We start from the raw sequence: 24,762 nt of genomic DNA on the forward strand, positions 1-24,762 counted from the left end.
GGGACCGGGCTCGAGCGAGCGGCCCGTCCGGGGTCCCGGTCACAGCTGAGGACCGCAGATGAGCGGCCGCCTCGATATCCTGATCGGACCCCACCCCCGAGGAGCATCCGATGCCCGAACTCGCACCTCCCGACAGCGGCACCCCCGACAGCGGCGCTCCCGAACCGGCGCCGTCCTTCGAAGCCGCGCCCGACGGCGGGCCGGACGAGTACGAGGCCGCGGCGCCGGGCGAGGTCGAGCCCGAAGAGGACGACTACGCGCCCATGGCGATGCCGCTCGAAGGGAGGCTCGTCACGGCCGTGCTGTGGCTCCTCGCGACCGCGCTCTGCGCCGGCTTCGTCGTCACCGCGGCGATCCTGGCCTTCGACCTGGCCTCAGTGGACGTCCCGTCCGACCAGATCGCCCGCAGCGCGGGCTACTGCGCCGCTCTCGGGACGGCCACGGTGCTGCACGTGGTGCTCGCACTGCATCTGCGGTGGCAGCGCGGCTGGGCCCGGAAAGGCGTGGTGGCGCTCGAGGCCGGAGCGATCACCTTCTGCGTGTACCTGGCCGCGGACCCGCTGCTCCCGGGTGCGGACGTCCCGGTCCTGAGCAGCGGGCACGGCCTCCTCGGCATCGCCCTCCACGTGCTCGCGATCATGGGCGTGAGCACCGCGGCCATGCGCGCATGGTGCGCGTCGGACGGCGCACGCGAACGGCCGGGCCTCGAAGGGCCCGGCCGTTCGCGCTTGCTCAGATGACGCGGTGCGCCCCCGCGGCGGCGCGGGCGAAGAAGACGCGCGGGGTCGGGAGGCCCTTGTCCGCTGCGGCTTCGACCACTGCGGCCTCCACTTTCGCGGCCGCGGCCGCTTCGACGAGGGCGATGGCGCTGCCGCCGAAGCCGCCGCCGGTCATGCGGGCGCCCAGGGCGCCCGCGCCGAGTGCGGCGTCCACGGCCGAGTCGAGCTCGACCGAGGAGACCTCGTAGTCGTCGCGTAGGGAGACGTGCGAGGCGGTGAGCAGGTCGCCGATCCCGGCCACGTTGCCGCGCTTGAGGATCGCCACGGTCTCGAGGACGCGGTCGTTCTCGGTGAGGATGTGGCGCATGCGGCGGTTCAGGCGCTCGTCGTCGAGCGTCGCGTCCTTCGGCGCGTCGCGCAGGAACGGGACGCCGAGCCGGCGGGCCGCCTCCTCGCAGTCGGCGCGGCGCGCGCCGTACTCGCCGTCGACGTGCCGGTGCGGGGCCTGCGTGTCGATCACCAGCATCACCAGGTCCTCGGCGGCCAGGTCGAACGGCACCTGCTCGCGCGAGAAGTCCCGGCAGTCGAGGAACATGACGTTGCCTTCGGTGCACAGCAGCGAGGCCGACTGGTCGAGCACGCCCGTGGGCGCGCCCACGTACTCGTTCTCGGCCTTCTGCGCGATCCGCGCGGCCTCGGCCCGGTCGATCTCGTGGCCGTACAGGTCCGCGAGCGCGATGAGGACCGCGCACTCGAGCGCGGCCGAGGACGAGAGGCCCGCGCCGTGCGGCACGTCCGAGTGCACGGCGACGCGCACCGGGCCGACCGGGTAGCCGGACTCGTTGAGCGCCCAGGCGGTCCCGGCGAGGTAGGCGGCCCAGCCTTCGACCCCTTCGAGGGCGTCGGCGCGGACCGTCGAGCCCTCGCCGTACGTGGAGTGGAACTCCCAGGTCTCCGACTTGGCGACCGCGACCGCCGCGTAGAACGGCAGCGCGAAGGGCATCACGAAGCCCTCGTTGTAGTCGGTGTGCTCGCCGATGAGGTTCACGCGGCCGGGGGCGGCCCAGAGGCCTTCGGGCTCGGCGCCGAACACCTCGCGGAAGGCTGCCGCGGCGGTCTCGGCGAGCTCGACGGCGTGCAGGTCAGGAGTGGGCATGCTGGTAGTACTTCCAGGCGTCGGCGACCATGCGGTCGAGGCTGTCCCGGCTGGGCTTCCAGCCGAGTTCGGTCTTCGCGCGCTCCGAGGAGGCGACGAGTTCGGCCGGGTCCCCGGGGCGGCGGGGCCCGATCTCCACCGGGAAGTCCACCCCGGTGACGCGCTTGACGGTGGCCACGACCTCCTTGTTGGAGAAGCCGTTGCCGTTGCCGAGGTTGTAGATCTTGTGCTCGCCCGACTCGGCGGCCGCGAGGGCCAGCAGGTGCGCCTCGGCGAGGTCGGCGACGTGGATGTAGTCGCGGATGCAGGTGCCGTCCGGGGTCGGGTAGTCCTCGCCGAAGAGGCCGAAGGACGCGCGCTTGCCGGCGGCGGCGTCGAACGCGATCGGGATGATGTGCGTCTCGGGCTCGTGGTTCTCGCCGTGCCACACGCCGGCCTGGTCCTGGTAGGCGCCCACGACGTTGAAGTAGCGCAGGGAGACCGCGGCGAGGCCGTAGGCGGTGACCTCGGAGGCGATCGCCATGTCGCTCGAGAGCTTCGTGGCGCCGTACGTGGAGGTGGGGGCCTTGACGGCGTCTTCCTTGATGGGCACCTCGAGCGGGTTGCCGTAGACGGCGGCCGTGGAGGAGAACACGAGGGTCTTCACGTTCGCCTCGCGCATGGCGTCGAGGAGCGCGAACGTGCCGGCCGTGTTGGCCTCCCAGTAGAGGTCCGGCTTCGCCATCGACTCGCCGGCGGCGATGAGGCCCGCGAAGTGCAGGACCCCGTCGAAGGTCGCGTCCAGGACCTCGCGGGCGTCGCGGATGTCCTTGCGCACCAAGGTCGCCCCGGCGGGGACGCGCTCGGCGGCGCCGGTCGAGCAGTTGTCGAGCACGACCACTTCGTGGCCGGCCTCGAGCAGCATCGTGGCGACGATCGAGCCGATGTAACCGGCGCCGCCGGTGACGAGGTACTTCACAGTGCTCCTTTGAGAATGTCTGCCGACGTCTCGGGGCCGAGGTCGTGGACCCATCCGCCCATGACGGACTCCGAGGACGCCAGGAACTTGACCTTGCCGGGGCCGCGGCGGATCGAGACGAGCTCGAGGCGCAGGCGGCCCCATTCGCGGCCCTCGCCGACGGGCGCCTGGTGCCAGCCGGACATGTACGGCATCGGCTCGCCCGGGAACGCCAGGTCGCAGCGCTTGAGGACCTCGAGGTAGAGCGGCGCGAAGGAGGCGATGTGCTCCTCGGGCAGCTCGGCGAGGTCGGCGAAGCGCTCCTTCGGGTAGACGTGCACCTCGAAGGGCCAGCGCGCCGCGTACGGCGTGAAGGCGATCCAGTGCTCGTTCTCGGCGATGACGCGCGGGCCGTTCGACTCCGACTCGAGGATGTCCTCGTAGAGGTCGCGGCCCGTGGTCTCCTTGTGGCGCTTGGCGGCCGCGAGGAACTTGCGGGTCTGCGGGGTGACGTACGGGTAGCCGTAGATCTGGCCGTGCGGGTGGTGGAGGGTCACGCCGATCTCGACGCCGCGGTTCTCGAAGCAGAAGACCTGGGCGATGTCGCCGCGCGCGGAGAGCTCGGCGGTGCGCTGGGCGAGGGCCTTGACGACGAGCTCGACGCGTTCGGGGCTGAGGTCGACGAGCGCGGAGTCGTGGTCGTCGGAGAAGCAGACGACCTCGCAGCGGCCCGAGGCCGGGACGGCGATCTCCATTTCAGGTCCGACCTCGGTCGGGGCGAGCGGGCCGGGCTCGTCGAAGCCCCCGAAGCTCGGGAAGCGGTTCTCGAAGACCGCGACCTCGTAGTCCGGGGCGGGGATCTCGGTGAGCTCGTCCCCTTCGGAGGGGCACAGCGGGCAGGCGACGGGGAGCTGCGGGCGGGCGGAGCGCCCGGCCGAGACGGCCACCCATTCGTCGCGGAGCCGGTCGTAGCGGACCTGCCCGGCGCGGCCGCGTTCGCCGAGGTCGCGCTTGTCGGCGTAGCCGGCGCGGCCGGCTTCGGGCTCGGTCGAGTAGTAGAGGATCTGGCGGCCGTCGGCGAGGCTGCCGGACTCCATGTGGAACGCGCTCATGGTCTCTTCTCGGTAGTGCGTTGCTTTCCGGGGCCGGGTGCGGCCGCCGGGACCGGTGCGAGCACGACCTGGTCGACGTGTTCGCGCAGTTGGCGCCGGGCCTCCTCGTCGAGGAGGGAATCGGTGACGATGACGTCGGCGTCGTCGAGGGACGCGATCGTGGCGATGCCGACGACGTCGAACTTCGTGTGGTCGGCGACGACCACGAGGCGGCGGCCCTTGGAGGCGAGGTGGGCGACGGTCTCGGCTTCGAGGAGGTTCGGGGTGGTGAACCCGGCGCGGAGGGACATGCCGTGGACGCCGAGGAAGACGGTGTCGACGTTCACCCGCTCGAGGGAGGCGACGGCGAAGGGCCCGACGAGCGCGTCGGAGGGGGTGCGGACGCCGCCGGTGAGGATGACGGTCTGGTCGGTGCGCCCGGCGCGGTAGAAGACGTCGGCGACGGGGACCGAGTTCGTGACCACCGTGAGGTCGGGGACGTCGGTGAGCTTGTGGGCGAGGGTCCAGGTCGTGGTGCCGGCGGAGAGGGCGATGGCCTGGCCGGGGCCGACGAGGGTCGCGGCGGCGTCGGCGATGGCCTGCTTCTCGGCTTCCTGGCGGACCTGCTTGACGGCGAAGCCGGGTTCGGTGGTGGAGCCGAAGTCGACGGCGGTCGCGCCGCCGTGGACCTTGGCGACGAGGCCGCGGTCGGCGAGGGTCTCGAGGTCGCGGCGGATGGTCATGTCGGACACGCCGAACTCCTCGACCAGTTCCGCCACTCGGACCGCGCCGGTCCGGTGGACGCGTTCGGCGATCCGGCTCTGTCGCTGCTGCGCCAGCATGCCGCCTCCTCATGTTTCGAGAGCCATAAAGCTCAAGATCCAACACAATTAAACATCAGGATCGGCGGGGCCGCAATACCGGGTGGCCGCCTTCTCCGCCCGGATGTCAGAATCGGTCCATGAGCACTGCCGACCGCAAACCCCGCGTCTTCTCGGGGATCCAGCCCACCTCGGACTCCTTCCACCTTGGGAACTACCTGGGCGCGCTGCGGCAGTGGGTGGCGATGCAGGACTCCACGGACGCGCTGTACTGCGTCGTCGACCAACACGCGATCACCGTCGATCACGACCCAAAGGTATTGCACCAGCGCTCACGCGTGAGCGCCGCTCAACTCCTGGCACTGGGCGTCGACCCCGAGCGGTGCACCCTGTTCATCCAGTCCCAGGTGCCCGAGCACGCGATGCTGGCGTGGATCCTCGGCACCGAGACCGGTATGGGCGAAGCGTCGCGCATGACCCAGTTCAAGGACAAGTCGGCCAAACAAGAACGCACAACGGTGGGGCTCTTCACCTACCCGATCCTCATGGCCGCGGACATCCTGCTGTACCAGACCGACCAGGTCCCCGTCGGCGAGGACCAGCGCCAGCACCTCGAGCTCTCCCGCGACCTCGCGGGCCGGTTCAACACCACGTACGGCCAGACGTTCGTCGTGCCCGAGCCCTACATCGTCAAGGAGACCGCGACGATCAAGGACCTCGCCGAGCCCGAGAAGAAGATGTCGAAGTCCTCCACGTCCCCGCGCGGGTGCCTCTACCTCCTCGACGAGCCGAACCAGATGCGCAAGAAGATCAAGAGCGCCGTCACCGACTCCGAGGCCGAGGTCCGCTACGACCCCGAGCACAAGGCGGGGGTGTCGAACCTGATGAACATCTACACCGCCCTCGGCAACACCAGCATCGAGAAGCTCGAGGCCGAGTACGCCGGGAAGGGCTACGGCGACTTCAAGGGCGACCTCGCCGAGGTCGTGGCGGACAGGCTCGGCCCGATCGCCGCCCGCACCAAGGAGTTCCTGGCCGACAAGGCCGAGCTCGACCGCATCCTCACCGCCGGCGCCGAGAAGGCCCGCCACCTCGCCGCCCGCACGATCACCAAGGCCTACAAGAAGGTCGGCTTCTACCCGCCGGTGGCGCTTTAGTGGACCGCCCCGCCCGGGCCGTCACCGTCGGCGTCGCCATCCCCGTGCCCTCGCCGTGGCGCGAGGTCCTCGACGACGCCCGCATCGCCTCCGGCGACCCCCTCGGGGGCATCGTCCCCGCCCACCTGACCCTGCTGGGCCCCACCGAGATCCCGGCCGCCGCCCTGGACGCGTTCAAGGCGCACCTCGCGGCGGTCGCCGCGGCCTGCCCGGTGTTCGACCTGCACCTGCGCGGCACCGGGTCCTTCCGGCCGGTCACCGACGTGGTCTTCGTGGCGGTCGCCGAGGGCATCGCCGTCTGCGAGCAGCTCGAGTCGGCGATCCGCACCGGCCCGACGCAGCGCGAGCGCTCGTTCCCGTACCACCCGCACATCACGATCGCGCAGAACGTGCCGCACGCCGCGCTCGACGCGGCGTTCACCAGCATGTCCGGCTTCGAGGCGAAGTTCCGCGTCGAGGCCTTCACGCTCTACACGCACCCGAGCCCGGGGGCGTGGACCGGGGAGACCCTGGCCGGAGCCCCGATCCCGTGGACCCCGAAGGCGACGTTCCCGCTGTCGCGCGCATGAGACGAGGAAGGGGCCGACGCCGGGCGTCGGCCCCTCGATTCGTTCTCGTCGCGTCAGCGGCTCAGGCGCCCATCTCGCGGATCTTGCGCTGCAGCTCCGCGAGCTCCGTCTCCTCCTTGATGAGGCTGATCTCGCGGACGAGCTCGCCTTCGCGGTCCTCGTTCGGGCCGCCCAAGTCGGTCCACTCCACACCGAGACGGAGACCGAGCTTCGGATAGAAGTCCACGTTGACGACGGTCACCGGCTCGTGGCCCCGGGCCCGCATCGCCGCCCGCACCTGCTCGACCGGCTCGTCGGAGAGCTGCACGTCCTCCCAGTAGACCTGGGCCTGGTTGTTGGCGATCTGGAGGTACTTGAGATTGTCGTTCTCGTCGTATTCGAGCGTGACCATGCTCGGCACATAAATGTCGACGAGCACCTCGGGATTCCCGCGCCTGAAGCTGTCGAAATCGCCGAGCGATTCCCGGTGAGCACTGCGGGGCTCACCGAAGTGGGCGCCGTCGATGCCGACTCCGGGAATCAGTCGAATGGGAAACTCAAACATGGGCCGATCCTATCACGTGCGTCGTTTCTCCCATATGATCGCGAATTCCGTGCGCCCCAATCAGAATCACCGAATCGCGGCGCCGCGCCGGCGTCCTTAATTCAGCATGTCCTTGAGGTCGCCGTATTCGGGATAGCACTTGTCGATCATCTCCCGGAGCGAATCGTCGTACTTGCCGGGGAAGCGGCGCGTGATGTCCTGGATGTCGAGCGCGATCGCGTCCCTGATCTGCCCGTTGGCGACGAGCTGGTTCTGGTGGGCGCGGTGGAGCAGCGAGTCCGCGGCACTGCCCGTGCTGTGCACGGCGCGGTGGTCGATGTAGTCCATTTGCATGGCACCGCCGGCGTCGTACTTCCAGCCCGGAATCTGCTTCATCGTGTCGCAGGGCGGAATGTGGTTGATCTGCGTTCCGGGAATGTTCTTCCCGTCCGACCCTTTCAAGTCCTTGTAGGAACCGCCGTTGTAGACCGGGGGCGGGTCCTTGCGCAACTTGTTCTTGTTGGTCAGCGGATTGATGGTCTCCGCCGGAGTCGTATTGGTGCTGTGCGGTCCGGGGCGCCGGTTCACGCCGGGCCGGCCGCGATTGCGTCGCTTGGTCGAGCGCACGAACTTGCCGATCGCGGCGCGCACGATGTTGTTCCTCGCAGTGCGAGAGGTAGCCAATGTTCTGCCCTGCCGTTACGCTTCGAGGAGTTTGAAGACGGCTTCCTGGAAGAGGTTGCCGACGATCGTGCGGATCAACTGCTGCACGATGGGAATCTGGAGCAGCGAGGCGCCGAACGTCACGGCCGCTTCGGCGATCGCGAGGGCGATCTGCACCGCCAGCCAGATGAGCTGCGCGATGACCGCGACCTTCAGAACGAGGACGATCACCGAGCAGACCATCATGCCGGCCCCGGCGATCATCGCGCCGATCGAGCCCGAGTTCATGATGTGCTGCGGGCCGTCCTCGGACTCCCACCAGGTCTTGAACGCGTCGATGTCCTTGCCGATCTGGGCGGTCCAGGCGGAGGCGGCCCCGCCCGTCGCCTCCTCCGCGATGTCGCCGAGCTCCTGCCCGAAGTCGAGCCAGGCCTGCCCGACCTCCATGAGCGCGTCCTCATTCGACTCCGGCCAGTCGAAACCCAGGATGCCCAGCAGCGACGCCAGTTCGCTCGGCAGCATGAGCGCCATCAGGCACCCCCGCCGAGGTCGGATTCCAGCTTCGCGAAGATCGCCGCGATCTCGTCGTCGACGTCGGTGTGCTGCTTGGCGAAATCGCGCAGGTCGTATCCCGCGTCGGCGATCGACTGGGCCGCTTCGGTGAAGCACTCCTGGGCGGCGGCGAACACCTCTTGGTGGGCCATCCCGATGAGTCCTCCGATCTCATCGCCGCCGGAGGCGTCGCTGAATCCCTCGATCTTGGCGCTGAACTGCTCGAGCGCGCTGAAGAAGCGCTCGGCGACCCCTTCGATCTGCGAGCCGGAGGAATCCAGGCCCTCCGGGTCGATGTCCAACTGGCTCATCAGCGGCGCTCCTCATCGACATCGCGGCCGTCGTCAGTGGACTGGATGACCCTGGTGTGGGCCTCGGTGAGGCTCGTCATGAACGAGCGCAACTGCGCCACGGACTGCTTCTGGATCTCCTCGGCCTTCTCCGCGAGACCGCCGAGGTCGATGGCGCCCGGCAGGCCGGCCTGCTCACGGGCCGCGGTCAGCGCCTCGTTGACCGCCTTCGTGATCTCCTCGCCGAGCACTTCGGCGCCGAGCCGGATCGCCCGGGGGTCGACGATCTGGACGGTGACGTTGCCGGCGAGCGTCGCGGTGGCGCGGACCTGCCCGTTGGCGGCCTCTTTCTCCACGGTCTGGCCCGCCGCGTCCTCTTGGGCGCGTTGGCCTTCCTTCGCAGCCTCGATCGCCTGGCCGAGCATCTCGCTGATCGCGTTCGTGTCCGGATAACCCGCAGCCATCGCATCTCCAGTCCTGTGCCGGTGGGGTAACCAGTCAAAAGATACCCGAGCTCCGCTCGAAACGCCCGCAGCACGAAGCCCGCGGACGTGTAAGCGCGGCAGGCGAAACCGCAGCGTGGCGGACCTCGGGAGCGGCCCCCGGAGAGGACGGCGAAGGGGGAGACGGCAGGGACCGGGCGGCGTGCCGCTCGGTCCTTTCACTGTGCCGCTTCGGGTCAGAAGTCGAAGAGGTCTTCGAAGACGCTCTTGCGCTTCTTCTTCTTGTAGTAGTAGTCGTCCTTGCGGTGGTGGTCGCCGTGGTGGTCCCGGCGGTGGTCGTCGTCGTAACGGCGGTCGTCGAAGCGACGGTCGTCGTGGCGGCGGTCATCGTGGCGGCGGTCGTCGTAGCGGGGATCGCGCGGGGGCGGGCCGGCGGGCGCGGCGGCGACGGGAGCACCGGGACCCGCGTTGAACGACTGCTCGAACTTCATCAAGTGCTCGAGCTCGCCGCGGTCGAGGAAGATGCCCTTGCATTCGGAGCACTGCTCTACGACCACGCCGTTGCGTTCGTACTGGTGCATCGGGTTCTGACATTTCGGACAGATCATCTGCATCATGACAACAACCTATCGTGAATCGCGCTTGGATGCCCAACCACAACCGGGCTCTCCACCTGTGAGTTCTCTCAGGTGGGGGGCTTCGCGGAAGAAACCCGACGAATCGCGTCCGGCGGTCGACGGCGGCTCGGAGTGCATGCGGGCGTCGTCCTGATGCGGGCATTCCCCGCCAATGCAATTGAAATGGCGTGCAACGAATGACGGTGGCGCTCATCGCTGCGCGGCGTTCACCGCCTGCGGCGAGACTGCCGGTCGGCGGGCGTGTGTCGACGGTGCGGGCGACGGGCGGGTACGTGCGCCTGCGTGACCTGGGCTGCCTGAGCGGGAGGGCCGGCCGCCGGAAGCCCCGGCGGCCGGCCGGGCACTAGCCGAGGAAGCCGGGGAGGTACCCGTGCGTGCGGTCCATCGTGTACTCGGGCTGCTCGAACGGGCCGGTCGCCCACCACTCGGTGAAGTGGCCGTCCTGGACGTTGAAGAGGGTGACCGTGACGCCGTCGTACCGGCCCTCCTCGTTCTCGATCCACCGGCCCCGGAGGGTCCCGGTCGCGATGGCGACATCGGGGCCCCACTGGACCCATTCGAGCTGGGCGCCGGTGCTGAACTCGCCCAGGACCAGGTTCACGGGTTCGACGTCGTAGTGGACCTCGCCGCCCGGGCCGTACGTGTTGGTGACGACCGGCGTCTGGGTCGCGTGAAGGTCCGGACTGGCGGCCGGCTGGGCCGGGAAGCCGTTGTCGGCGGAGGCCGAGGACGCGGTGGCCAGGCCGCCGACGACTCCTGCGAGGGCGGTGGCCGAGGCCGCGGCGAACGCTCTTCTGCGCATGGGAACGCCTTTCTGTACGAAGGTTCTCCCTTCCCGTACGCCCGCTACCGTCGGCGAAGATGCCGCAGGCGGGCAGGGAATCGTGGTAATTCCTTGCCCGCCAACGAGTTGCAGGTCACTGGCGCGTGCTGCGCGCGCGACTAGTGCGTGAAGTGCCGCGTTCCGGTCAGGTACATCGTGATCCCGGCTTCCTTGGCCGCGGCGATGACCTCTTCGTCGCGGACCGATCCGCCCGGCTGCACGACGGCCTTGACGCCGCCGTCGATGAGGATCTGGAGGCCGTCGGCGAACGGGAAGAACGCGTCGGAGGAGGCGACCGAGCCGGCCGCCCGCTCGCCGGCGCGCTCGACCGCGAGCTTCGCGGAGTCGACGCGGTTGACCTGGCCCATGCCGACACCGACCGAGGCGCCGCCGGAGGCGAGCAGGATCGCGTTCGACTTCACCGAACGCACGGCGCGCCAAGCGAAGGCGAGGTCGGCGAGGGTCGCGTCGTCGGCGGCATCGCCCGTGGCGAGGGTCCAGTTGGCCGGGTCGTCGCCGCCGGCGTCGATGCGGTCGGGGCGCTGCGCGAGCACGCCGCCGGAGATCGGCTTGAGCTCGAGCTCGGCCGGGACCCATTCGGGGGCGCGGAGCAGGCGGATGTTCTTCTTCGCCGAGAGGATCGTCAGCGCTTCCTCGGTGAACGACGGCGCGACGACGACCTCGGTGAAGATCTCGGCGATCTGCGCGGCGGCCTGCGCGTCGATCTCGCCGTTGGCGGCGATGACGCCGCCGAAGGCGCTCACCGGGTCGCATTCGTGGGCGGCGCGGTGCGCGGCGGCGATCGAGTCGCCGACGGCGATGCCGCACGGGTTGGCGTGCTTGATGATCGCGACGCACGGCTCGGTGAAGTCGTGCGCGGCGCGCCAGGCGGCGTCCGCGTCGGTGTAGTTGTTGAAGCTCATGGCCTTGCCGTGCAGCTGCTCGGCCTGCGCGAGCCCGGCCGCGCCCGGCGCGGCGTAGACGGCGGCGGCCTGGTGCGGGTTCTCGCCGTAGCGGAGGTCCGCGAGCTTCGTCATCGGGACGGCCTGGAAGTCCGGCAGTGCGTCCTCAGTGGACTGCCCCGCTTCGGCGGAGCCTGCGGAGCCGTCAATTTGTTGAGAGAGCCAGGTGGCGACGGCCGCGTCGTAGGTCGCGAGGTGCGCGAAGGCCTTGGCGGCCAGGCGGAGCCGCTCGGCGGCGGTGGTGCCCTCGACGGCGGCGGTGCGCACGAGGTCGTAGTCGGCGGGGTCGACGACGACCGCGACGTTCGCGTGGTTCTTGGCGGCGCCGCGGGTCATGGAGGGCCCGCCGACGTCGATCTTCTCGACGATGTCGTCGAAGCCCGCGCCGGAGGCGACGGTGTCCTGGAACGGGTAGAGGTTGCCCACGAACAGGTCGAACGCCTCGATGCCGAGCTCGTCGAGCTGCTGGCGGTGGGATTCGCGGCGCACGTCCGCGAGCATCCCGGCGTGGACCTTCGGGTGGAGGGTCTTCACGCGGTCGTCGAGGATCTCGGGGAAGCCCGTGAGGTCTTCGACCTTGGTGACGGGGATCCCGGCCTCGGCGATCCGCGCGGCGGTCGAGCCGGTCGAGACGAGCTGGACGCCCGCCTTGTGGAGGTCTGCGGCGAGTTCGACGATGCCGGTCTTGTCGAACACTGAGATGAGGGCTCGCTGAATGCGCTTCCGCTCGGACATGAATGCACTGCTCCTGATGGTCTAATGACTGCGGCCCAGGCGTTCGACCGCAGTAACAGGTTCAGCAGTGCCGCTCCCTGGTGGTGCTCCACCTGCGAACGTCTCAGAAGGTCCCCCCTCAACAACGAGCTGCCCGGTCCGTGCCACGGGAAACCTCGAAAGACGTCACTCGCCAGTCGCGACCAGCCGAGCGTAACACGGCCGCTCCGCTGTCCGCCTCCGCGACCGAACGCGCCGGTGAGGACCGCCACCAGCGGCGGGACGCGAGGGCGCCGAGCAGCGCGCCCAGGGCGTTCAGCAGGACGTCGTCGATCGACGCGACCCGGCCGGTCCCGAACGCGAACTGCGCGGCCTCGACCAGCGCCGCGCCCGCGGCCCCGCCGAGGAACACCGCGAGGAGCCCGACGCGGAAGCGCAGCGGGACGAAGACCCCGGCGAGGAAGCACAGCAGGAGGTTCCCGACCAGCTGCTCGACGATCGTGCGGGGGTCCGCGCCGGCGAGTTCGAGCAGGTCGGCGAACGGGACGAGCTGCAGCCCGCCGTCCCCGCCTCGCGGCGTGAGCACGAGGAACAGCCACGGCAAGGTCCCGGCGACGGCGCCGACCTCCGCGACGGAGTACCGCCAGGCGGAACGGCGCGGGACGCCGCGCCCGGTCCGGACGGACGCGAGGAGCCAGGCGGTGAGCAACCCCAACGGCACCAGCGCGATCGAGGCCAGGACGGTCGTCGTCTCGAGCGCGTTGATCGAAAGCGGAGGGGTCATGCCCGGAACCCTAGCCGAGCCCGGCCCGCTCGCCCAGGGCGATCAGCGGTGCAGGTCAGCCGAGGCGGACCCGGGTGCCTTCGACCTTCCAGCCGTCGCGGACCATGCGGCCGACGGAGGCGACGAGCTGGGCGCGTTCGGCTTCCTTGATGCGCTCGGTGAGGGTGTCGACGGTGTCGTCGTCCTCGACCGGGACCGCGCACTGGGCGATGATCGGGCCGGTGTCGACGCCCGCGTCGCAGATGAAGAGGGTCGCGCCCGCGAGTTTGACGCCGGCGGCGAGGGCTTCGCCCGGGCCGTTCATGCCGGGGAAGGCCGGGAGCAGCGAGTTGTGGGTGTTGATGTAGCGGCCGGGGAAGGCCGCGAGGAAGCGGGGGCCGCAGAGCTTGAGGAACCCGGCGGAGACGACGAGGTCGGGCTCGTAGGAGGCGACGTCCTCGGTGAGGGCCTGGTCCCAGGCGTCGCGGTCGGGGTAGTCCTTGACGCGGTGAACGAATTGGGGGATGCCGGCCTTCTCGGCGCGTTCGGCGCCGTAGGTGCCGTCCCGGTCGGCGCCGACGGCCACGACTTCGGCCCCGTAGGCGGGGTCGGCGCAGGCGTCGATGAGGGCCTGGAGGTTCGAGCCGGAGCCGGAGACGAGGACGACGAGTCGCTTCGGGGCAGCGTGCGCAGTGGTCACGTGAGTACGGTAACGCGTCGTCGCGGTTCGGCGCGGGTTCGGGGATGACCACCGTGTCCCTCCGCACCAGCTCGGCCTCGGCGGCGCGGCGGTGGACGGCGAAGAGGCGGGCGATGAGGGCCGCGCCGACGAGGCCGATGAGGAACTGGACGGCGGCGATGCCGGCGACCGCGAGCGGGTCCGGCCCGAGGTCGGCCATGAGGTTCGCCCCGGCCGCGCCCCCGGAGAGATAGGAGAGGACGCCGAGGACGGCCGCGGCGGTCCCGGCGGCGACGATCCCGGCGGTGGTGACGCGCGGGACGCGCAGGTCCGGGGAGCGGTAGGTGAGGATGACGCCGAAGACGGCCGCGAGCATCAGCGGGAGTCCGATGAGGATGGTCGCGTAGGAGGGCAGCGGCCCGCCGGGGACGGCCGCGAAGACGGGGAAGGCCGGGAGCGGCCCGAGTTCGACCATGGAGGCCTGGACGGCGGTGCCCGCGCCGACGGCGAAGCCGGGCCCGGTGATGTACGCGGCGGCCCAGACGGCGCAGTTGGGCAGGTAGAGCAGGCTGAGGACCGCGACGATCCAGGACTCGGATCCGTAGAGCCCCAAGGTGTCCGCGACGACCGGGCCCCGCACCGCGATCGCGGCGCCGGTCGCGGCGGCGCCGCAGGCGAGGAGCGCCCCGGCGGTGATCATGCCGGTGCGCAGGCCGCGCCGCATCCACACCGAGGCGGCGTCCCACGGGAGGACCCCGGCTTCGCGGGCGGAGCCGAACGCGGTGGCGGCGACGATGAGCGGCACGGCGTGCAGCAGCGCCGTCACCAGGTCGACTTCGAAAGGCCCGGTGGTGGAGAGGGCTGCCGCGCCGGCGACGAGTCCGGTGTAGAGGATCGTGATGAGTCCCGCGGCGGCGCGCACGGCGGCGGCGTCGCGGCCGCCGATGGCGCGGGTGGTCCCGGCGGCGGCCTTGGCGAGCCGCCAGAACACGACCAGGGTCAGTGCGAGCGGGGCGACGCTGAGGTGGAGCGGTCCGATGTCGACGGGCACGCCGTGCCCGGAGAGCCAGGCGATCCCGGCGGCGGCCGCGACGGAGGCGACGGACCCTTCGGCGCCGGCCTGCCACCAGCCGAGGATGACGATCACGAGGATCGGCGTGAAGACCACCGTGGCGGCCCAGACGGTCGTGGCGAGCGCGGACGCGAAGAGCGCTCGCGGGCGTTTCGGCCTGGTGCGCTTGGCGTATGCGGCGGTGTCGACGACTTCGGTGGGGGCCGTGCGGCCGCGCGGCGGGGCGTCCACGGCCGCACCGTCCGCGCGGCGGGGGTCGCTGATGCGCCCCTTCGGCGACGCTTGCGAGCCGTCGATCGGCACGGTGTCCCGCTGTGCGGACCCTGCTCTGCCAGGGCGTCGGTTCGGTCGTCGCTCCACGCCGACCAGTCTGTCACAGCCGGGCACGTGGAGGACGGTTCCCGTCCACGGCTTCGGAATGCGAGGATGGCAATCGAACGTCCGGCTACTGGGGCCGGCCGGGAGGAGGCAGCACATGGAAGGTCCGGGCGACTTCTACGCGACGGTCGACGTGGTCGACGTGGTCGACGGGGACACGTTCCGCGCGGTCATCGACGGCGAGAAGGTCCGCGTGCGCATCATGGGGATCAACTCCCCCGAGTCCGGCGGCTTCCGCGAGGAGGAGGACTGGGGCGCCGAGGCGAAGGTCTACGCGCGCAACAAGCTCGAGGGCCGCACCGTGCACCTCTTCACCGACCCGGGCGACCCGGCCTACGACCAGTACGACCGCCTCCTCATGCACGTGGTCATGGAGAACGGCATGAACTACGCGGTCCTCGCGGTCGCGGAGGGCATGGCGCACACGTACATCCTGCGCCACCAGGAACTCGTCATCGGCGACACGCTGCGCAAGGCGGAGAAGCTGGCGAAGGCCGAGCGGCGCGGCATGTGGGCCTCCAAGGCCCACGACTGACGCACGCGCGAACGCGGGCGCTCCCTTGAGGAAAGGGAGCGCCCGCGTTCGCGTTCGTCAGGCTTCGGAGGTCGCCGGCTCCTGCACTCCGACGGTCGCGGGCGTACAGCCACGGCTGCACCGCCGCCGCGATGATGCCGCCGACGAGCGACGCGACGAGGAACACCCGCACGTGGTCGAGCGGCGTGCCCCCGGAGAACAGCGCTATGACAACGAATGCGCAGCCGCCGGCCCCCGGTCAGGACAGGCCGAGCTTGAGCAGCAGCGCTCGATCCAGGCTTTCGATCTCATCGAACTCCAATGCGCCCATGAAGTCACCGAGTCGCCCGTGGTCGGTACGGCCTGGTCAGGCGCGTTCGAGATAGTGGAGGACGGCGGCGACGCGGCGGTCGGTCTGGTCGTCCGGGGTGAGGTCGAGCTTGAGGAAGATGTTGCGGATGTGCTTGTGGACGGCGTTCTCGGTGATGAAGAGGCGCTGGGCGATCGCCTGGTTGCCGAGGCCTTCGGCCATGACCGAGAGGACCTCCTTCTCGCGCGGCGTCAACCGCTCGATCGGGTCGTCGGCGCGGCGCTGCGCGAACAGCTGGGCCACGACCTCGGGGTCGATCGCGGTGCCGCCCTTGGCGACACGGTGGAGCGCCTCGACGAAGGCGTCGACGCGGCCGACGCGTTCCTTCAGGAGGTAGCCGACGCTGCGCGCGCCGTCCGCGAGGAGGTCCGTGGCGAAGCTCTGCTCCACGTAGGCGGAGAGGACGAGGACCGCGAGGCCCGGGTGGGCGCGGCGGGCGGCGACGGCCGCTTTGATGCCCTCATCGGTGTGGGTCGGCGGCATCCGCACGTCCACGACCGCGATCTCGGGCCGGTGCTCCTCGACGGCGGCGAGGAACTCCTCGGGCCCGCCGACGGTGGCGACGACCTCGAAGCCCTCGCCTTGGAGGACGAGGTTCAGGCCCTCGCGCAGGAGGAAGTCGTCCTCGGCGATCACGATCCGCATGGCAGCTCCACTCTGATCTCGGTCGGCCCGCCGGCGGGGCTCTGGACGGCCACGGTCCCGTCGAGCGCTTCGACGCGCCGCGCGATGCCCGCGAGGCCGGAGCCTCCGGCGGCGTCGGCGCCGCCGCGGCCGTCGTCGGACACGGTGACCGTGAGCGTATTCCCCTTGCGCCGCACCTCCACCGAGGCACTGGACGCACGGGAGTGCTTGGCCACGTTCGTCAGGGACTCGGCGACCACGAAGTACGCGGTGGCCTCGACGCTCGCCGGGCAGCGGCCCTCCACGTCGACCTCGAGCGTGCACGGCACCGCGCAGTCGGAGGCCAGCGCGCTGAGCGCTCCGGCGAGGCCGCGGTCCTCGAGGACGGGCGGGAGGATCGAGCGGACGACGGCGCGCAGTTCGGCGAGCGCGCCTTCGACGGTGTCCTGGGCGCGTTCGAGGATCTGGTCGGCGCGTTTCGGGTCGCGTTCGATCTCGCGGCGGGCCGCGCCGATGAGGACGTTGACGCCGACGATGCGGTTCTGCGCGCCGTCGTGCAGGGCCCGTTCGATGCGGCGCAGTTCGACGGCGTGCGCGTCGAGGGCGGCGGCGCGGGTGGCGGTGAGGCGCGCGACCTTCTCGGAGAGGTCCATGCCGGGGTCGGGGCCGAGGAACGCGACGCCGGGGCGGGCCTGGAGGTCGAGGATCTTGGTGCCGTAGAGGATCCAGAGGGCGAACACGGCAACGCCGGTCGCGCAGCCGAGGAGCGCGGCGGTCGCGGTGTCGGCGGAGACCAGGCCGTTGAGGATGTTCTGCTCGGAGTCGGGGGCGAAGACCCACCACAGCGGGTAGGTGACGTCGTGGACGGCGGTGAAGGGCATCTGGAGGAGCAGCGCGCCGAGGATGAGGCCCCAGGTGCCGTGGATGGCGAGCCAGGTGAGGTCGCGGCGCACGCTCGGGTCGGCCCTGAGCTCGCGGAACGTGCGCGGCGTGTCGATGTAGGGCCCGAGGTAGGGGGTCTTGACCTCGTGGCCGAGGCGGCGCAGGCGGGCGCGTTCGAGCCCCGCGACGGTGCGCACCCAGCGGGCCATGGGGCGGATGAGGAACCGGCCGATGCCGAGGAACGCGAGCACGGTGGTGAGCAGGAGCAGGGGGATCGTGTACAGCGCGAGGAACGCGAAGCCGGCGCCGACGATGCCGTACCCGGTGGCGCGCAGGGCCGCGAGGAGCAGCGCCCACAGGTCCGCGGCCTCGCCTTCGGGGCGCACCTGCGCGTCGATCCAGGCCTTGGCCCGCCGCATCCGCTCGCGGATCATCCACGCCCCCTTTCCCAGGTCGTCCGGTCGACTCTGAAAGCTACCCGGCGCCGCCCGGATCGTCGGTAGAGCTGGCTGTACCACCGGGCCTGCACCAGGCCCCACCTGCGATCGGCAAGCCAGCCGCATTGGGCGGGAGGCCGTTTCGCCATAGCGTTCTCCTCAACCGATCCCGTTGGGGGGAACCATCATGAACGACCAGTACCGCATCACCGAGACGCCGCCGCAACAGCAGGCGGTCGGGCACTTCACGATCATGACCGTCGTGCTGTGGATCGGCGTCGTCGCCGGCGCCGTCCTCAACACCGGCCTGCAGGCCGTGGGGCTGCCGCTCGTGGCCGTCCCGTTCGGGGCGGTCGCCGTGGCCTGCGGCATCGCGCTCATCGTGCGGGCCGTGAAGATGCGGGGACGCCGATGAGCATGCTCACCGCCCCTCGCCCCGACCTGCGCACCGACACGGGCCGCCCGCCGGCGCTGCTGCTGCGCGAGGTCACCAAGACGTACGACGGGGCGCACCACGCACTCGACCGGGTCTCGCTGGAGGTGCGGCGCGGCTCGTTCCTCGCGATCATGGGCCCTTCGGGGTCGGGGAAGTCGACGCTGCTGCACTGCGCGGCCGGGCTCGACACGCCGACCTCCGGGGAGGTGCTGATCGGCGGGACCGCGATCGCGAAGCTCGGCGAGAACCAGCGGACCCGGTTGCGGCGCAGCCGGATCGGGTTCGTGTTCCAGTCGTACAACCTGCTGCCGTCGTTGACGGTGGAGGAGAACCTGACGCTGCCGCTGCGCCTCGCCGGGACGCCGGCGGACCGCCGCTGGCTCCTGGACCTCGTTGAGCGCGTGGGCATCGCGCATCTGCTGCACCGCCGGCCCGGGGAGCTCTCGGGCGGCCAGCAGCAGCGGGCGGCGATCGCGCGTTCGCTGGCGGCGCGCCCGGAGGTGGTGTTCGCGGACGAGCCGACGGGGGCGCTCGACCTGGACACCGCCGCCGAGGTGCTCGACCTGCTGCGCGAGCTCGTGGACGACTCGGGACAGACCGTGGTCATGGTCACCCACGACCCGGCCGCGGCGGCCCGCGCGCACGCGACGGCCGTGGTCGCGGACGGCCGCATCGAGCACTACCTGCCCGGCGCCGGCGCCGAAGACCTCGCGGCGCTCCTGGCCGGGTTGCGGAAGCGCTGAACCGTGCCGACCACTCGACGCGAACCCCGGAAGGCCTCGCCCGCCTTCCCGATGCTCGGCCCCTCACTCTCGATGGCCCGCAAGCGGATCGGCGGCCTCATCGCCGTCGCCTGCGCCGTCATGGGCGGGGCGGCGATGGTGACCGCCACGGCGGTCCTCGCCGAGACCGGCGTGTCCTCACACCTGCCCGCCGACCGGCTCGCCGCCGCCGATCTCATCATCGCGGCCGACCAGGCCTACCCGCTGCCCGAGAACCCCGACCTGCCGTTCGGCGAGCGCGTGCCCGTCCCGGCCGACCTCGCGGCGCAGGCCGCGGCCGTGCCGGGCGTCGCCTCGGCCGTCCCTGACCTCTCCTTCACGGTCGACCTCGGCGGCTCGACGCTCGAAGGCCACAACTGGCAGACCTCGTCCACAGACCCTGTGGACGGCGAGGCCCCGGACGGGCCCGGCGAGCTCGCGCTCGACACCGAGACGGCCGCAGCGCAGGACCTCGCGGTCGGCGACACGGTCACCGTGACCACCGCGTCCGACACCGGCGACTACGCCGTCACCGGCCTCGTCGACGCGCCCGGCGTCCACTTCGACCCCGCGACCGCGACCGCGCTCGCCGCGCATCCCGGCGGCGGGGTCGACCTCATCGCCGTCACCGTCGACGGCGACCTCGACACCGTCGCCGCGGACCTCCGCGAAGCCCTTGCGGGCCGAGGCGTCAACGTGATCACCGGCGACGCGATCGGCGACGCCGAGACCATCGCGGGCGGCACCGCCCTCGCCGAACTCATCGCCCTCGCCGGGGCCCTCAGCGGCACCGTCGTGCTCCTCGTCGGCTTCATCACCGCCGGCGCGCTCTCCGTCTCGGTCGCCAACCAGCGCCGCGACCTCGCGCTCCTGCGCGCCGTCGGCGCCACCCCGCGCCAAGTCCGGCGGCTCATCGCCACGCAGGCCAGCGCCGCGGCGCTCGTCGCGCTCGTTCCCGGCGTCGCCCTCGGCTACGTCGTCGCGGAACGCTTCATCGCGGTCCTCACCGAAGCCGGGATCGTCCCGAACTCGCTTCCCTTGGCGCTCAGCCCGATCAGCGGCGTCGCCGCCGCGGTCCTGCTGCTCGTCACCGTCCAGCTCGCGGCGCGCGGCGCCTCCCGGCGGGCCTCGAAGATGTCCGCGACCGAAGCCGTCGCCGAGTCCCGCGCCGAACCGCGCCGCCCCGGCGCGGGCCGCACCGTCGCCGGTTTCGCCCTGCTGGGCATCGCGCTCGCGCAGTCGGCGCTGCCGCTGTTCGTGCGCAACGAGGCCGCGTTCATCTCAGCCGCCACCGCGACGATGATGGCCGTCATCGGCTTGGCCCTGGCCGGACCGGTGATCGTCCGCGGCGTCACGGGCGTCGTCCGCAAGCGCCTCACCGGGGCCACGCCCGCGCCGATCTGGTTGGCGGTCAACAACAGCCACGCGTTCTCGCTGCGCACCGCCGGGCAGGTCACGGTCCTGGCGCTCGCCATCGGGCTCACGACCACCCAGCTGTACAGCCAGACCACGCTCTCGCGGACCATCGCCGGGGAACTCGCGGCCGGGACCGCCGCGGACGCCACCGTCACCGGCCCGGTCACCGCCGACGACATCGCCGACCTCGCCACGCAGAACGGCGTCGACGCCGCCGTGCCGCTCGTCGCGACCACCGTGATCCGCGAGTACGACGTCATGGGCGACACCGAAGCCGAGGTCACCCCGACGCTCGCGCTCGGGCCCGGCGCCGACCGCGTCATCGACCCCGGCGTCACGGAAGGCAGCCTCGCCGACCTGCGCGGCGACACCGTCGCCGTCAGCACCGCCACCGCGGGCCTCTGGGACGTGGGCGTCGGCGACCGGCTCGAACTCGTGCTCGCCGACGGCGCGACCGCCGAAGCCGCCGTCGTCGCCGTCTACGAACGCGGCTTCGGGTTCGGCGGGCTCATCGCCTCCACCGACCTCCTCGCCGCGCACAGCGGACCGCGCCTCTACGACACCGTCCTCGTCGACGGCGACACCGAGGCCGCGACCGCCTGGGCCGCAACGCAACCGGGCGTGAGCGCCGCCGCGGGCGACACCGCGCTGCGCGCCCCCACCGGGTTCAGCCCCGACCAGTGGATCAACCTCCTGGTCATGTTCGCCATGACCGGGTACGTGCTCCTCGGCGTCGGCAACAGCCTCGCCGCCGCCACCACCAGGCGGCGCGGCGAGTTCGCGGCGCTGCGCGTCATCGGCGCGACCCCGCACCAGATCCGCCACATGGTCCGCCGGGAGGCCGCGATCACCGCCGCGATCGCCGTCGGCGCGGGCCTGCTCATCTCCGTGCTCCCGATGTCCTTGCTGGGCATCGGCTTCATGGGGCGGCCGTGGCCGCAGGGCCCGCTGTGGGTGATCCCCGCGGTCGCCGTGATCACCACCTTCATCGCGTACGCCGCCGTCGCGATCCCCACCCGCCAGGCATTGCAGGTGCCGCCGACGATGCTGCTGGCGGCCGTCGACTGAAATCCAGGGAACCGGGAAACACCGTGGGGGCCACCGAGATCGGTGGCCCCCACGGTGTGTGGGTGTTGACGGTGCTTATGGAGTTAGGCGGCTTCGATGGCCGCGCGGCGGCCCAGCAGCGCGGTGGCGCTGGCGACCAGGCCGACGATCGCGACGACCGTGACGAGGTAGAGGCCGGGGCGGTACTGGTCGAGGTTCGTGGCGACGCCGCCGGAGATCAGGCCGGTGGCGATGGCCAGGACGACCGCGCCGCCGATCTGGCCGGAGGTCTGGACGAGGCCGGAGGCCAGGCCCTGCTCGTCGTCCGCGATGCCTTCGGTGGCCTGCACCATGGTGGCCGAGAAGCCGATGGCGAAGCCGAGGCCCAGCAGCAGGAACGCGGGCAGGTAGTCCACGAAGTACGCGGGGGTCGGGTCGCCGGCGCGGAGGATGAACCAGAGGTAGCCGAGGACGAACGAGGTCATCGAGGCGATGATCATAGGGGTGGTGCCGAAGCGGTCGATGACCTTGCCGGCCTGCGGGGACAGGATCGCGACGATGACACCGGTGGGAGCCAGCGCGAGCGCCATCTGGAGCGGGCCCCATTCGAGCGTGTTCTGCAGGTACAGGGACACGATCGTCTGGAAGGAGATGTAGGAGCCGAAGATCGCCATCGCGGCGAGGTTCGCCCGCACGATCGACTTGACCCTCAGGATGCCGAGCCGGATCAACGGCTCGCGGATCTTGTTCTCCACCACCAGGAACGAGGCGATGAGGACGACGGCGGCGGCCGTGGTGGCGATGGTGACGGGCGTGAAGCCGGTCTCAGGGACCGTGACGATGGTGTAGACCGCGGCGAGCATGCCGCCGGTGAGGAGCGCGGCGCCGCCGAAGTCGATGCGGCCGTGCTCGCCTTCGCTCTTGGGGACCACGAAGAAGGCCAGGATGATCACGCCGACCACGAGGACCGTGGGCACGTAGAACGTCAGTCGCCAGTCGATGCCGGTGAGCACGCCCGAGACGATGAGGCCCGAGGCGTAGCCGGTGGCGCCGAAGACGGTGAAGAAGGACAGCGCCTTGTTGCGGTCGTGGCCTTCCTTGAAGGTGGTGGTGATGATCGAGAGCGCGGCCGGGGCGGTGAACGCGGCGGCGACGCCCTTGACGATGCGCGAGGCGATGAGCAGGCCCTCGTGGTCGACGAGGCCGCCGACGAGGGAGGCGACGCCGAAGACGACGAGTGCGCTCAGGAAGACCTTGCGGCGTCCGAGCAGGTCGGCCATGCGTCCGCCCAGGAGGAGGAGCCCGCCGTAGCCGAGGATGTAGCCGTTGACGATCCACTGCAGCGAGCTGGTCTCGAGGCCGAGTTCGGCGCCGATGGAGGGGAGCGCGACGCCGACCATGGAGACGTCGAGCGCGTCCAGGAACATCGCGAGGCCGGCGACGAAGAGGACCGCCCAGAGCTTGGGTCCCCATCTGCTCGGGGCATGTGGTTCGGGATCGGGGGTGCCGGGGGTGGTGTCGTCGGTGCGGGGTTGGGTTTCGGTGATCGTCATGCCGAGAACCATACATGCACGCGCATTGGATGTCAACGCATCTAATGAGTGGACATTAAATGTCTTGACATGGTAATCTCCTGGTCATGGAGGCTGAATCTGAAGTCGACGTATGCGCCAAGTGGTCTGAAACACTCCGCGTGTACCACAACACGTCCTGCGAGCTCGAGAACGAGCTGCAGTCCCGCCACGAGCTGGGGCTGAGCGAGTTCGAGGTGCTGCTGATCCTGGGCCGCACGTGCGGCGACCAGGCAGAGGGGAAGGCGAAGATGAAGGACATCGAGGCCGAGATGTACCTCAGTCAGAGCGCCTTGTCCCGCACCGTCACCCGCTTGGAGAAGGCGGGGCTCGTGACGCGCGCCGCGTGCGACTTCGACCGCCGCGCCAACTTCCTCATGCTCACCCCTTCGGGCCGCGAGCGGTTCGAGGCGGCCAAGCCGACGCACCGGGCGGTGCTCGTCAAGCACCTGACGGACACGGGCGCTTCTGAGCGGGCGGCGTCCTGCTCGTAGCGATCCCTGTGGGCGCGTGACGATCACGCTCCGGGCTGGACGGGTTTCCCCGGCCTTCAGCCTCGGTCGGTATGGTGAAGGCGAGAGCAGTCACAACCGATCCGGCCCGTGGAGCGTGGATGCAATGACTCCCCCAGAGAACGAACGACCTGACGACGAGGACGGCGGCACCTTCAAGCTGAAGCCCGGCGCCGCAGGCCCGGCGGGCGGCGCACCCGCGCCGGCGCCGGCCGACGAGTCCGGTCTCGACCGCACGATGAAGATCCAGCGGCAGGGAGGCGCCCCCGCGGGCGCCTCGACTCCGCCGCCGCCGCCGTCGCCGCTCGGCAACCCGACCGGTCCGGCGGACCCGAACGTCGCCTCCTTCGCGGAGACCACGGTCATGCCGCAGCAGGGCGGTTCGCAGACCGGCTTCCAGCCGGCTTCGCAGCCCCCGCAGCAGAACCCGCTCGGCAGCGGCCCGATCCCGCAGCCGCAGCAGCCGTACGGCCAGCAGCCGCAGCCGTTCCCGGGCCCGCCGCCCCAGCAGCAGCCCGGCTTCCCGCAGCCGCAACCGGGTGTGCCGCAGGGTGAAGCGCCCGACGGCATCAAGCGCATCGGCCTGATGGTGCTCATCGCCGCGGGCGTGGGCGTGCTCGCCAACATCGTCTCCATCGCGATGTACCCGCTCGGCGCGGGCTTCTCGGTGGTCGGCATCCTGCTCGCCCTCGTGTGGGGCGCGTACGGCTGGTTCCTGCCGAAGGGCGCGATCACCTCGGGCGGCCTGCGCATGACCGGCATCGTCTTCATCATGATCGGCGCGGGGTTCTCGATCATCGGGCTCTTCACGTCGTTCGCGACCATGGCGCTCGTGCCGGCTGCCGGCGCGGTCTCGCTCATCCAGAGCCTCATCCTCGCCGGCACCCTGGGCTACGCGTCCTTCATCTACTTCAAGGACCAGGCCGTCAAGGACTACATCAAGGGCGCCCCGGCCATGGCCGGCGGCTACCCGCCGGCGGGGTACCCGCAGCAGCCGTACGGCCAGCAGCCGCCCGCCGGCTACGGCCAGCCCGGTCCGCAGCAGCCCCAGCAGCAGCCGGGCGCGTACCCGCCGCCGCCTCCGGGCTACGGCCAGCAGGGTCAGCAGCCGCCGCAGGCCCCCTACGGCGGTTAGGCCTTCCGCCTCACGCCGGTCGCGACTAAGCTCACTCGTAAGCAACGGCCGCGGGGGGCCGCGGGGGCGGCAGGAGGCCGGGGGGGCGGGGCGGCGCCGAGGGGGCG

At 71.1% G+C, this 24,762-nt stretch carries 25 protein-coding genes, 2 pseudogenes and 1 riboswitch; of the genes and pseudogenes, 9 read left to right on the top strand and 18 right to left on the bottom strand.

What is annotated here, in order from left to right:
• Nucleotides 1-110 precede the first annotated feature (110 nt).
• Nucleotides 111-740 (top strand): hypothetical protein, encoded by a 630-nt coding sequence (locus O2L01_RS03720; RefSeq protein ID WP_270120502.1) that lies wholly within the window; start codon nt 111-113, stop codon nt 738-740.
• On the opposite strand, the gene galK is transcribed toward O2L01_RS03720, so the two are convergent.
• The 4 genes from galK to O2L01_RS03740 are packed head-to-tail and all read right to left on the bottom strand — an operon-like array spanning nt 733 to nt 4,745.
• Nucleotides 733-1,875, bottom strand: coding sequence for a galactokinase (galK, locus tag O2L01_RS03725; protein WP_270120504.1), 1,143 nt, complete (start codon nt 1,873-1,875; stop codon nt 733-735). The two genes, O2L01_RS03720 and galK, sit on opposite strands and share 8 nt — an antisense overlap.
• Nucleotides 1,862-2,833, bottom strand: a complete 972-nt coding sequence (gene galE, locus O2L01_RS03730) for a UDP-glucose 4-epimerase GalE (protein ID WP_270120505.1) — start codon at nt 2,831-2,833, stop codon at nt 1,862-1,864. The genes galK and galE overlap by 14 nt, the downstream gene beginning before the upstream one ends.
• Nucleotides 2,830-3,924: a galactose-1-phosphate uridylyltransferase gene (gene galT / locus O2L01_RS03735; RefSeq protein WP_270120506.1), complete on the bottom strand. Its 1,095-nt coding sequence runs from the start codon at nt 3,922-3,924 to the stop codon at nt 2,830-2,832. Before galT ends, galE begins: the two co-directional genes overlap by 4 nt.
• Nucleotides 3,921-4,745: a DeoR/GlpR family DNA-binding transcription regulator gene (locus tag O2L01_RS03740; RefSeq protein WP_270120507.1), complete on the bottom strand. Its 825-nt coding sequence runs from the start codon at nt 4,743-4,745 to the stop codon at nt 3,921-3,923. Before O2L01_RS03740 ends, galT begins: the two co-directional genes overlap by 4 nt.
• Before the next feature lie 119 nt (nt 4,746-4,864).
• Between O2L01_RS03740 and trpS the strand changes: the two genes are divergently transcribed.
• Nucleotides 4,865-5,881: a tryptophan--tRNA ligase gene (gene trpS / locus O2L01_RS03745; RefSeq protein WP_270120508.1), complete on the top strand. Its 1,017-nt coding sequence runs from the start codon at nt 4,865-4,867 to the stop codon at nt 5,879-5,881.
• Nucleotides 5,881-6,450 carry a 2'-5' RNA ligase family protein gene (locus O2L01_RS03750; protein WP_270120509.1) on the top strand — a complete coding sequence of 190 codons (570 nt, stop codon included), beginning with the start codon at nt 5,881-5,883 and terminating at the stop codon, nt 6,448-6,450. The genes trpS and O2L01_RS03750 overlap by 1 nt, the downstream gene beginning before the upstream one ends.
• Before the next feature lie 61 nt (nt 6,451-6,511).
• Here O2L01_RS03750 and O2L01_RS03755 read toward each other — a convergent pair whose 3' ends face one another.
• The 11 genes and pseudogenes from O2L01_RS03755 to O2L01_RS25630 all read right to left on the bottom strand — a co-directional run.
• The gene (locus O2L01_RS03755; RefSeq protein ID WP_270120510.1) at nt 6,512-6,994 is read right to left on the bottom strand and encodes a hypothetical protein; all 483 of its coding nucleotides are present in this window, start codon (nt 6,992-6,994) and stop codon (nt 6,512-6,514) included.
• 96 nt (nt 6,995-7,090) lie between these two features.
• Nucleotides 7,091-7,624: a hypothetical protein gene (locus O2L01_RS03760; protein WP_270120511.1), complete on the bottom strand. Its 534-nt coding sequence runs from the start codon at nt 7,622-7,624 to the stop codon at nt 7,091-7,093.
• Between the two features lie 48 nt (nt 7,625-7,672).
• Complete coding sequence (locus tag O2L01_RS03765; RefSeq protein ID WP_270120512.1) at nt 7,673-8,167, bottom strand: hypothetical protein; 495 nt, start codon at nt 8,165-8,167, stop codon at nt 7,673-7,675.
• Nucleotides 8,167-8,499: a hypothetical protein gene (locus tag O2L01_RS03770; RefSeq protein WP_270120513.1), complete on the bottom strand. Its 333-nt coding sequence runs from the start codon at nt 8,497-8,499 to the stop codon at nt 8,167-8,169. The genes O2L01_RS03765 and O2L01_RS03770 overlap by 1 nt, the downstream gene beginning before the upstream one ends.
• Nucleotides 8,499-8,942: a YbaB/EbfC family nucleoid-associated protein gene (locus O2L01_RS03775; protein WP_270120514.1), complete on the bottom strand. Its 444-nt coding sequence runs from the start codon at nt 8,940-8,942 to the stop codon at nt 8,499-8,501. Before O2L01_RS03775 ends, O2L01_RS03770 begins: the two co-directional genes overlap by 1 nt.
• A 215-nt stretch (nt 8,943-9,157) precedes the next feature.
• On the bottom strand, nt 9,158-9,538 hold the full coding sequence (locus tag O2L01_RS03780; protein ID WP_270120515.1) for a TFIIB-type zinc ribbon-containing protein: 381 nt from the start codon (nt 9,536-9,538) through the stop codon (nt 9,158-9,160).
• A 364-nt stretch (nt 9,539-9,902) separates the two neighbouring features.
• On the bottom strand, nt 9,903-10,361 hold the full coding sequence (locus tag O2L01_RS03785) for a hypothetical protein (protein WP_270120516.1): 459 nt from the start codon (nt 10,359-10,361) through the stop codon (nt 9,903-9,905).
• A gap of 140 nt (nt 10,362-10,501) precedes the next feature.
• Nucleotides 10,502-12,079, bottom strand: coding sequence for a bifunctional phosphoribosylaminoimidazolecarboxamide formyltransferase/IMP cyclohydrolase (gene purH / locus O2L01_RS03790; RefSeq protein ID WP_270120517.1), 1,578 nt, complete (start codon nt 12,077-12,079; stop codon nt 10,502-10,504).
• A 26-nt stretch (nt 12,080-12,105) separates the two neighbouring features.
• Nucleotides 12,106-12,269: riboswitch (ZMP/ZTP riboswitch) on the bottom strand.
• 81 nt (nt 12,270-12,350) lie between these two features.
• Nucleotides 12,351-12,842: pseudogene (locus O2L01_RS03795) on the bottom strand (VanZ family protein); the annotation flags it as partial.
• A 55-nt stretch (nt 12,843-12,897) separates the two neighbouring features.
• Nucleotides 12,898-13,521, bottom strand: a complete 624-nt coding sequence (gene purN, locus O2L01_RS03800; protein ID WP_270120520.1) for a phosphoribosylglycinamide formyltransferase — start codon at nt 13,519-13,521, stop codon at nt 12,898-12,900.
• A 172-nt stretch (nt 13,522-13,693) separates the two neighbouring features.
• Nucleotides 13,694-15,049 (bottom strand): annotated as a pseudogene (locus O2L01_RS25630) (cell division protein PerM); the annotation flags it as partial.
• Between O2L01_RS25630 and O2L01_RS03810 the strand changes: the two are divergent.
• Complete coding sequence (locus O2L01_RS03810; protein ID WP_270120522.1) at nt 15,048-15,485, top strand: thermonuclease family protein; 438 nt, start codon at nt 15,048-15,050, stop codon at nt 15,483-15,485. The pseudogene O2L01_RS25630 and the gene O2L01_RS03810 sit on opposite strands and share 2 nt — an antisense overlap.
• A 346-nt stretch (nt 15,486-15,831) precedes the next feature.
• Here the strand turns inward: O2L01_RS03810 and O2L01_RS03815 are convergent, their stop codons facing one another.
• Both O2L01_RS03815 and O2L01_RS03820 read right to left on the bottom strand, forming a co-directional pair.
• Entirely contained in the window at nt 15,832-16,479 is a 648-nt protein-coding gene (locus O2L01_RS03815; protein WP_270120523.1) for a response regulator transcription factor, read from the bottom strand.
• A complete protein-coding gene (locus O2L01_RS03820; RefSeq protein WP_270120524.1) occupies nt 16,467-17,774 on the bottom strand; it encodes a sensor histidine kinase in 1,308 nt (435 codons plus the stop codon). Before O2L01_RS03820 ends, O2L01_RS03815 begins: the two co-directional genes overlap by 13 nt.
• A 190-nt stretch (nt 17,775-17,964) precedes the next feature.
• Between O2L01_RS03820 and O2L01_RS03825 the strand changes: the two genes are divergently transcribed.
• Genes O2L01_RS03825 through O2L01_RS03835 form a run of 3 tightly spaced genes read left to right on the top strand, consistent with a single transcriptional unit; the run spans nt 17,965 to nt 21,458 of the window.
• Nucleotides 17,965-18,192 carry a hypothetical protein gene (locus O2L01_RS03825; protein WP_270120525.1) on the top strand — a complete coding sequence of 76 codons (228 nt, stop codon included), beginning with the start codon at nt 17,965-17,967 and terminating at the stop codon, nt 18,190-18,192.
• A 2-nt stretch (nt 18,193-18,194) separates the two neighbouring features.
• On the top strand, nt 18,195-18,956 hold the full coding sequence (locus tag O2L01_RS03830) for an ABC transporter ATP-binding protein (protein WP_374727670.1): 762 nt from the start codon (nt 18,195-18,197) through the stop codon (nt 18,954-18,956).
• A 3-nt stretch (nt 18,957-18,959) separates the two neighbouring features.
• Complete coding sequence (locus O2L01_RS03835) at nt 18,960-21,458, top strand: FtsX-like permease family protein (protein WP_270120527.1); 2,499 nt, start codon at nt 18,960-18,962, stop codon at nt 21,456-21,458.
• Nucleotides 21,459-21,541: 83 nt separating this feature from the next.
• Here the strand turns inward: O2L01_RS03835 and O2L01_RS03840 are convergent, their stop codons facing one another.
• Nucleotides 21,542-22,990 carry an MFS transporter gene (locus tag O2L01_RS03840; RefSeq protein ID WP_270120529.1) on the bottom strand — a complete coding sequence of 483 codons (1,449 nt, stop codon included), beginning with the start codon at nt 22,988-22,990 and terminating at the stop codon, nt 21,542-21,544.
• 86 nt (nt 22,991-23,076) lie between these two features.
• On the opposite strand from O2L01_RS03840, the gene O2L01_RS03845 reads away from it, so the two are divergent.
• Nucleotides 23,077-23,502, top strand: coding sequence for a MarR family winged helix-turn-helix transcriptional regulator (locus O2L01_RS03845; RefSeq protein ID WP_270120530.1), 426 nt, complete (start codon nt 23,077-23,079; stop codon nt 23,500-23,502).
• 124 nt (nt 23,503-23,626) lie between these two features.
• Nucleotides 23,627-24,655 carry a hypothetical protein gene (locus O2L01_RS03850; RefSeq protein ID WP_270120531.1) on the top strand — a complete coding sequence of 343 codons (1,029 nt, stop codon included), beginning with the start codon at nt 23,627-23,629 and terminating at the stop codon, nt 24,653-24,655.
• Nucleotides 24,656-24,762: the final 107 nt, after the last annotated feature.

The organism is Glycomyces lechevalierae, from assembly GCF_027622945.1.
GTDB classification, from domain to species: domain Bacteria; phylum Actinomycetota; class Actinomycetes; order Mycobacteriales; family Micromonosporaceae; genus Glycomyces; species Glycomyces rutgersensis.

What these genes read in the sequence shown, in the direction of transcription:
- O2L01_RS03720 (WP_270120502.1), top strand. Translation starts at nt 111, where the DNA reads ATGCCCGAACTCGCACCTCCCGACAGCGGCACCCCCGACAGCGGCGCT.
- galK (WP_270120504.1), bottom strand. Translation starts at nt 1,875, where the DNA reads ATGCCCACTCCTGACCTGCACGCCGTCGAGCTCGCCGAGACCGCCGCG.
- galT (WP_270120506.1), bottom strand. Translation starts at nt 3,924, where the DNA reads ATGAGCGCGTTCCACATGGAGTCCGGCAGCCTCGCCGACGGCCGCCAG.
- O2L01_RS03740 (WP_270120507.1), bottom strand. Translation starts at nt 4,745, where the DNA reads ATGCTGGCGCAGCAGCGACAGAGCCGGATCGCCGAACGCGTCCACCGG.
- trpS (WP_270120508.1), top strand. Translation starts at nt 4,865, where the DNA reads ATGAGCACTGCCGACCGCAAACCCCGCGTCTTCTCGGGGATCCAGCCC.
- O2L01_RS03755 (WP_270120510.1), bottom strand. Translation starts at nt 6,994, where the DNA reads ATGTTTGAGTTTCCCATTCGACTGATTCCCGGAGTCGGCATCGACGGC.
- O2L01_RS03765 (WP_270120512.1), bottom strand. Translation starts at nt 8,167, where the DNA reads ATGGCGCTCATGCTGCCGAGCGAACTGGCGTCGCTGCTGGGCATCCTG.
- O2L01_RS03770 (WP_270120513.1), bottom strand. Translation starts at nt 8,499, where the DNA reads ATGAGCCAGTTGGACATCGACCCGGAGGGCCTGGATTCCTCCGGCTCG.
- O2L01_RS03775 (WP_270120514.1), bottom strand. Translation starts at nt 8,942, where the DNA reads ATGGCTGCGGGTTATCCGGACACGAACGCGATCAGCGAGATGCTCGGC.
- O2L01_RS03780 (WP_270120515.1), bottom strand. Translation starts at nt 9,538, where the DNA reads ATGATGCAGATGATCTGTCCGAAATGTCAGAACCCGATGCACCAGTAC.
- O2L01_RS03785 (WP_270120516.1), bottom strand. Translation starts at nt 10,361, where the DNA reads ATGCGCAGAAGAGCGTTCGCCGCGGCCTCGGCCACCGCCCTCGCAGGA.
- purH (WP_270120517.1), bottom strand. Translation starts at nt 12,079, where the DNA reads ATGTCCGAGCGGAAGCGCATTCAGCGAGCCCTCATCTCAGTGTTCGAC.
- O2L01_RS03810 (WP_270120522.1), top strand. Translation starts at nt 15,048, where the DNA reads ATGGAAGGTCCGGGCGACTTCTACGCGACGGTCGACGTGGTCGACGTG.
- O2L01_RS03815 (WP_270120523.1), bottom strand. Translation starts at nt 16,479, where the DNA reads ATGCGGATCGTGATCGCCGAGGACGACTTCCTCCTGCGCGAGGGCCTG.
- O2L01_RS03820 (WP_270120524.1), bottom strand. Translation starts at nt 17,774, where the DNA reads ATGATCCGCGAGCGGATGCGGCGGGCCAAGGCCTGGATCGACGCGCAG.
- O2L01_RS03825 (WP_270120525.1), top strand. Translation starts at nt 17,965, where the DNA reads ATGAACGACCAGTACCGCATCACCGAGACGCCGCCGCAACAGCAGGCG.
- O2L01_RS03830 (WP_374727670.1), top strand. Translation starts at nt 18,195, where the DNA reads ATGCTCACCGCCCCTCGCCCCGACCTGCGCACCGACACGGGCCGCCCG.
- O2L01_RS03840 (WP_270120529.1), bottom strand. Translation starts at nt 22,990, where the DNA reads ATGACGATCACCGAAACCCAACCCCGCACCGACGACACCACCCCCGGC.
- O2L01_RS03845 (WP_270120530.1), top strand. Translation starts at nt 23,077, where the DNA reads ATGGAGGCTGAATCTGAAGTCGACGTATGCGCCAAGTGGTCTGAAACA.
- O2L01_RS03850 (WP_270120531.1), top strand. Translation starts at nt 23,627, where the DNA reads ATGACTCCCCCAGAGAACGAACGACCTGACGACGAGGACGGCGGCACC.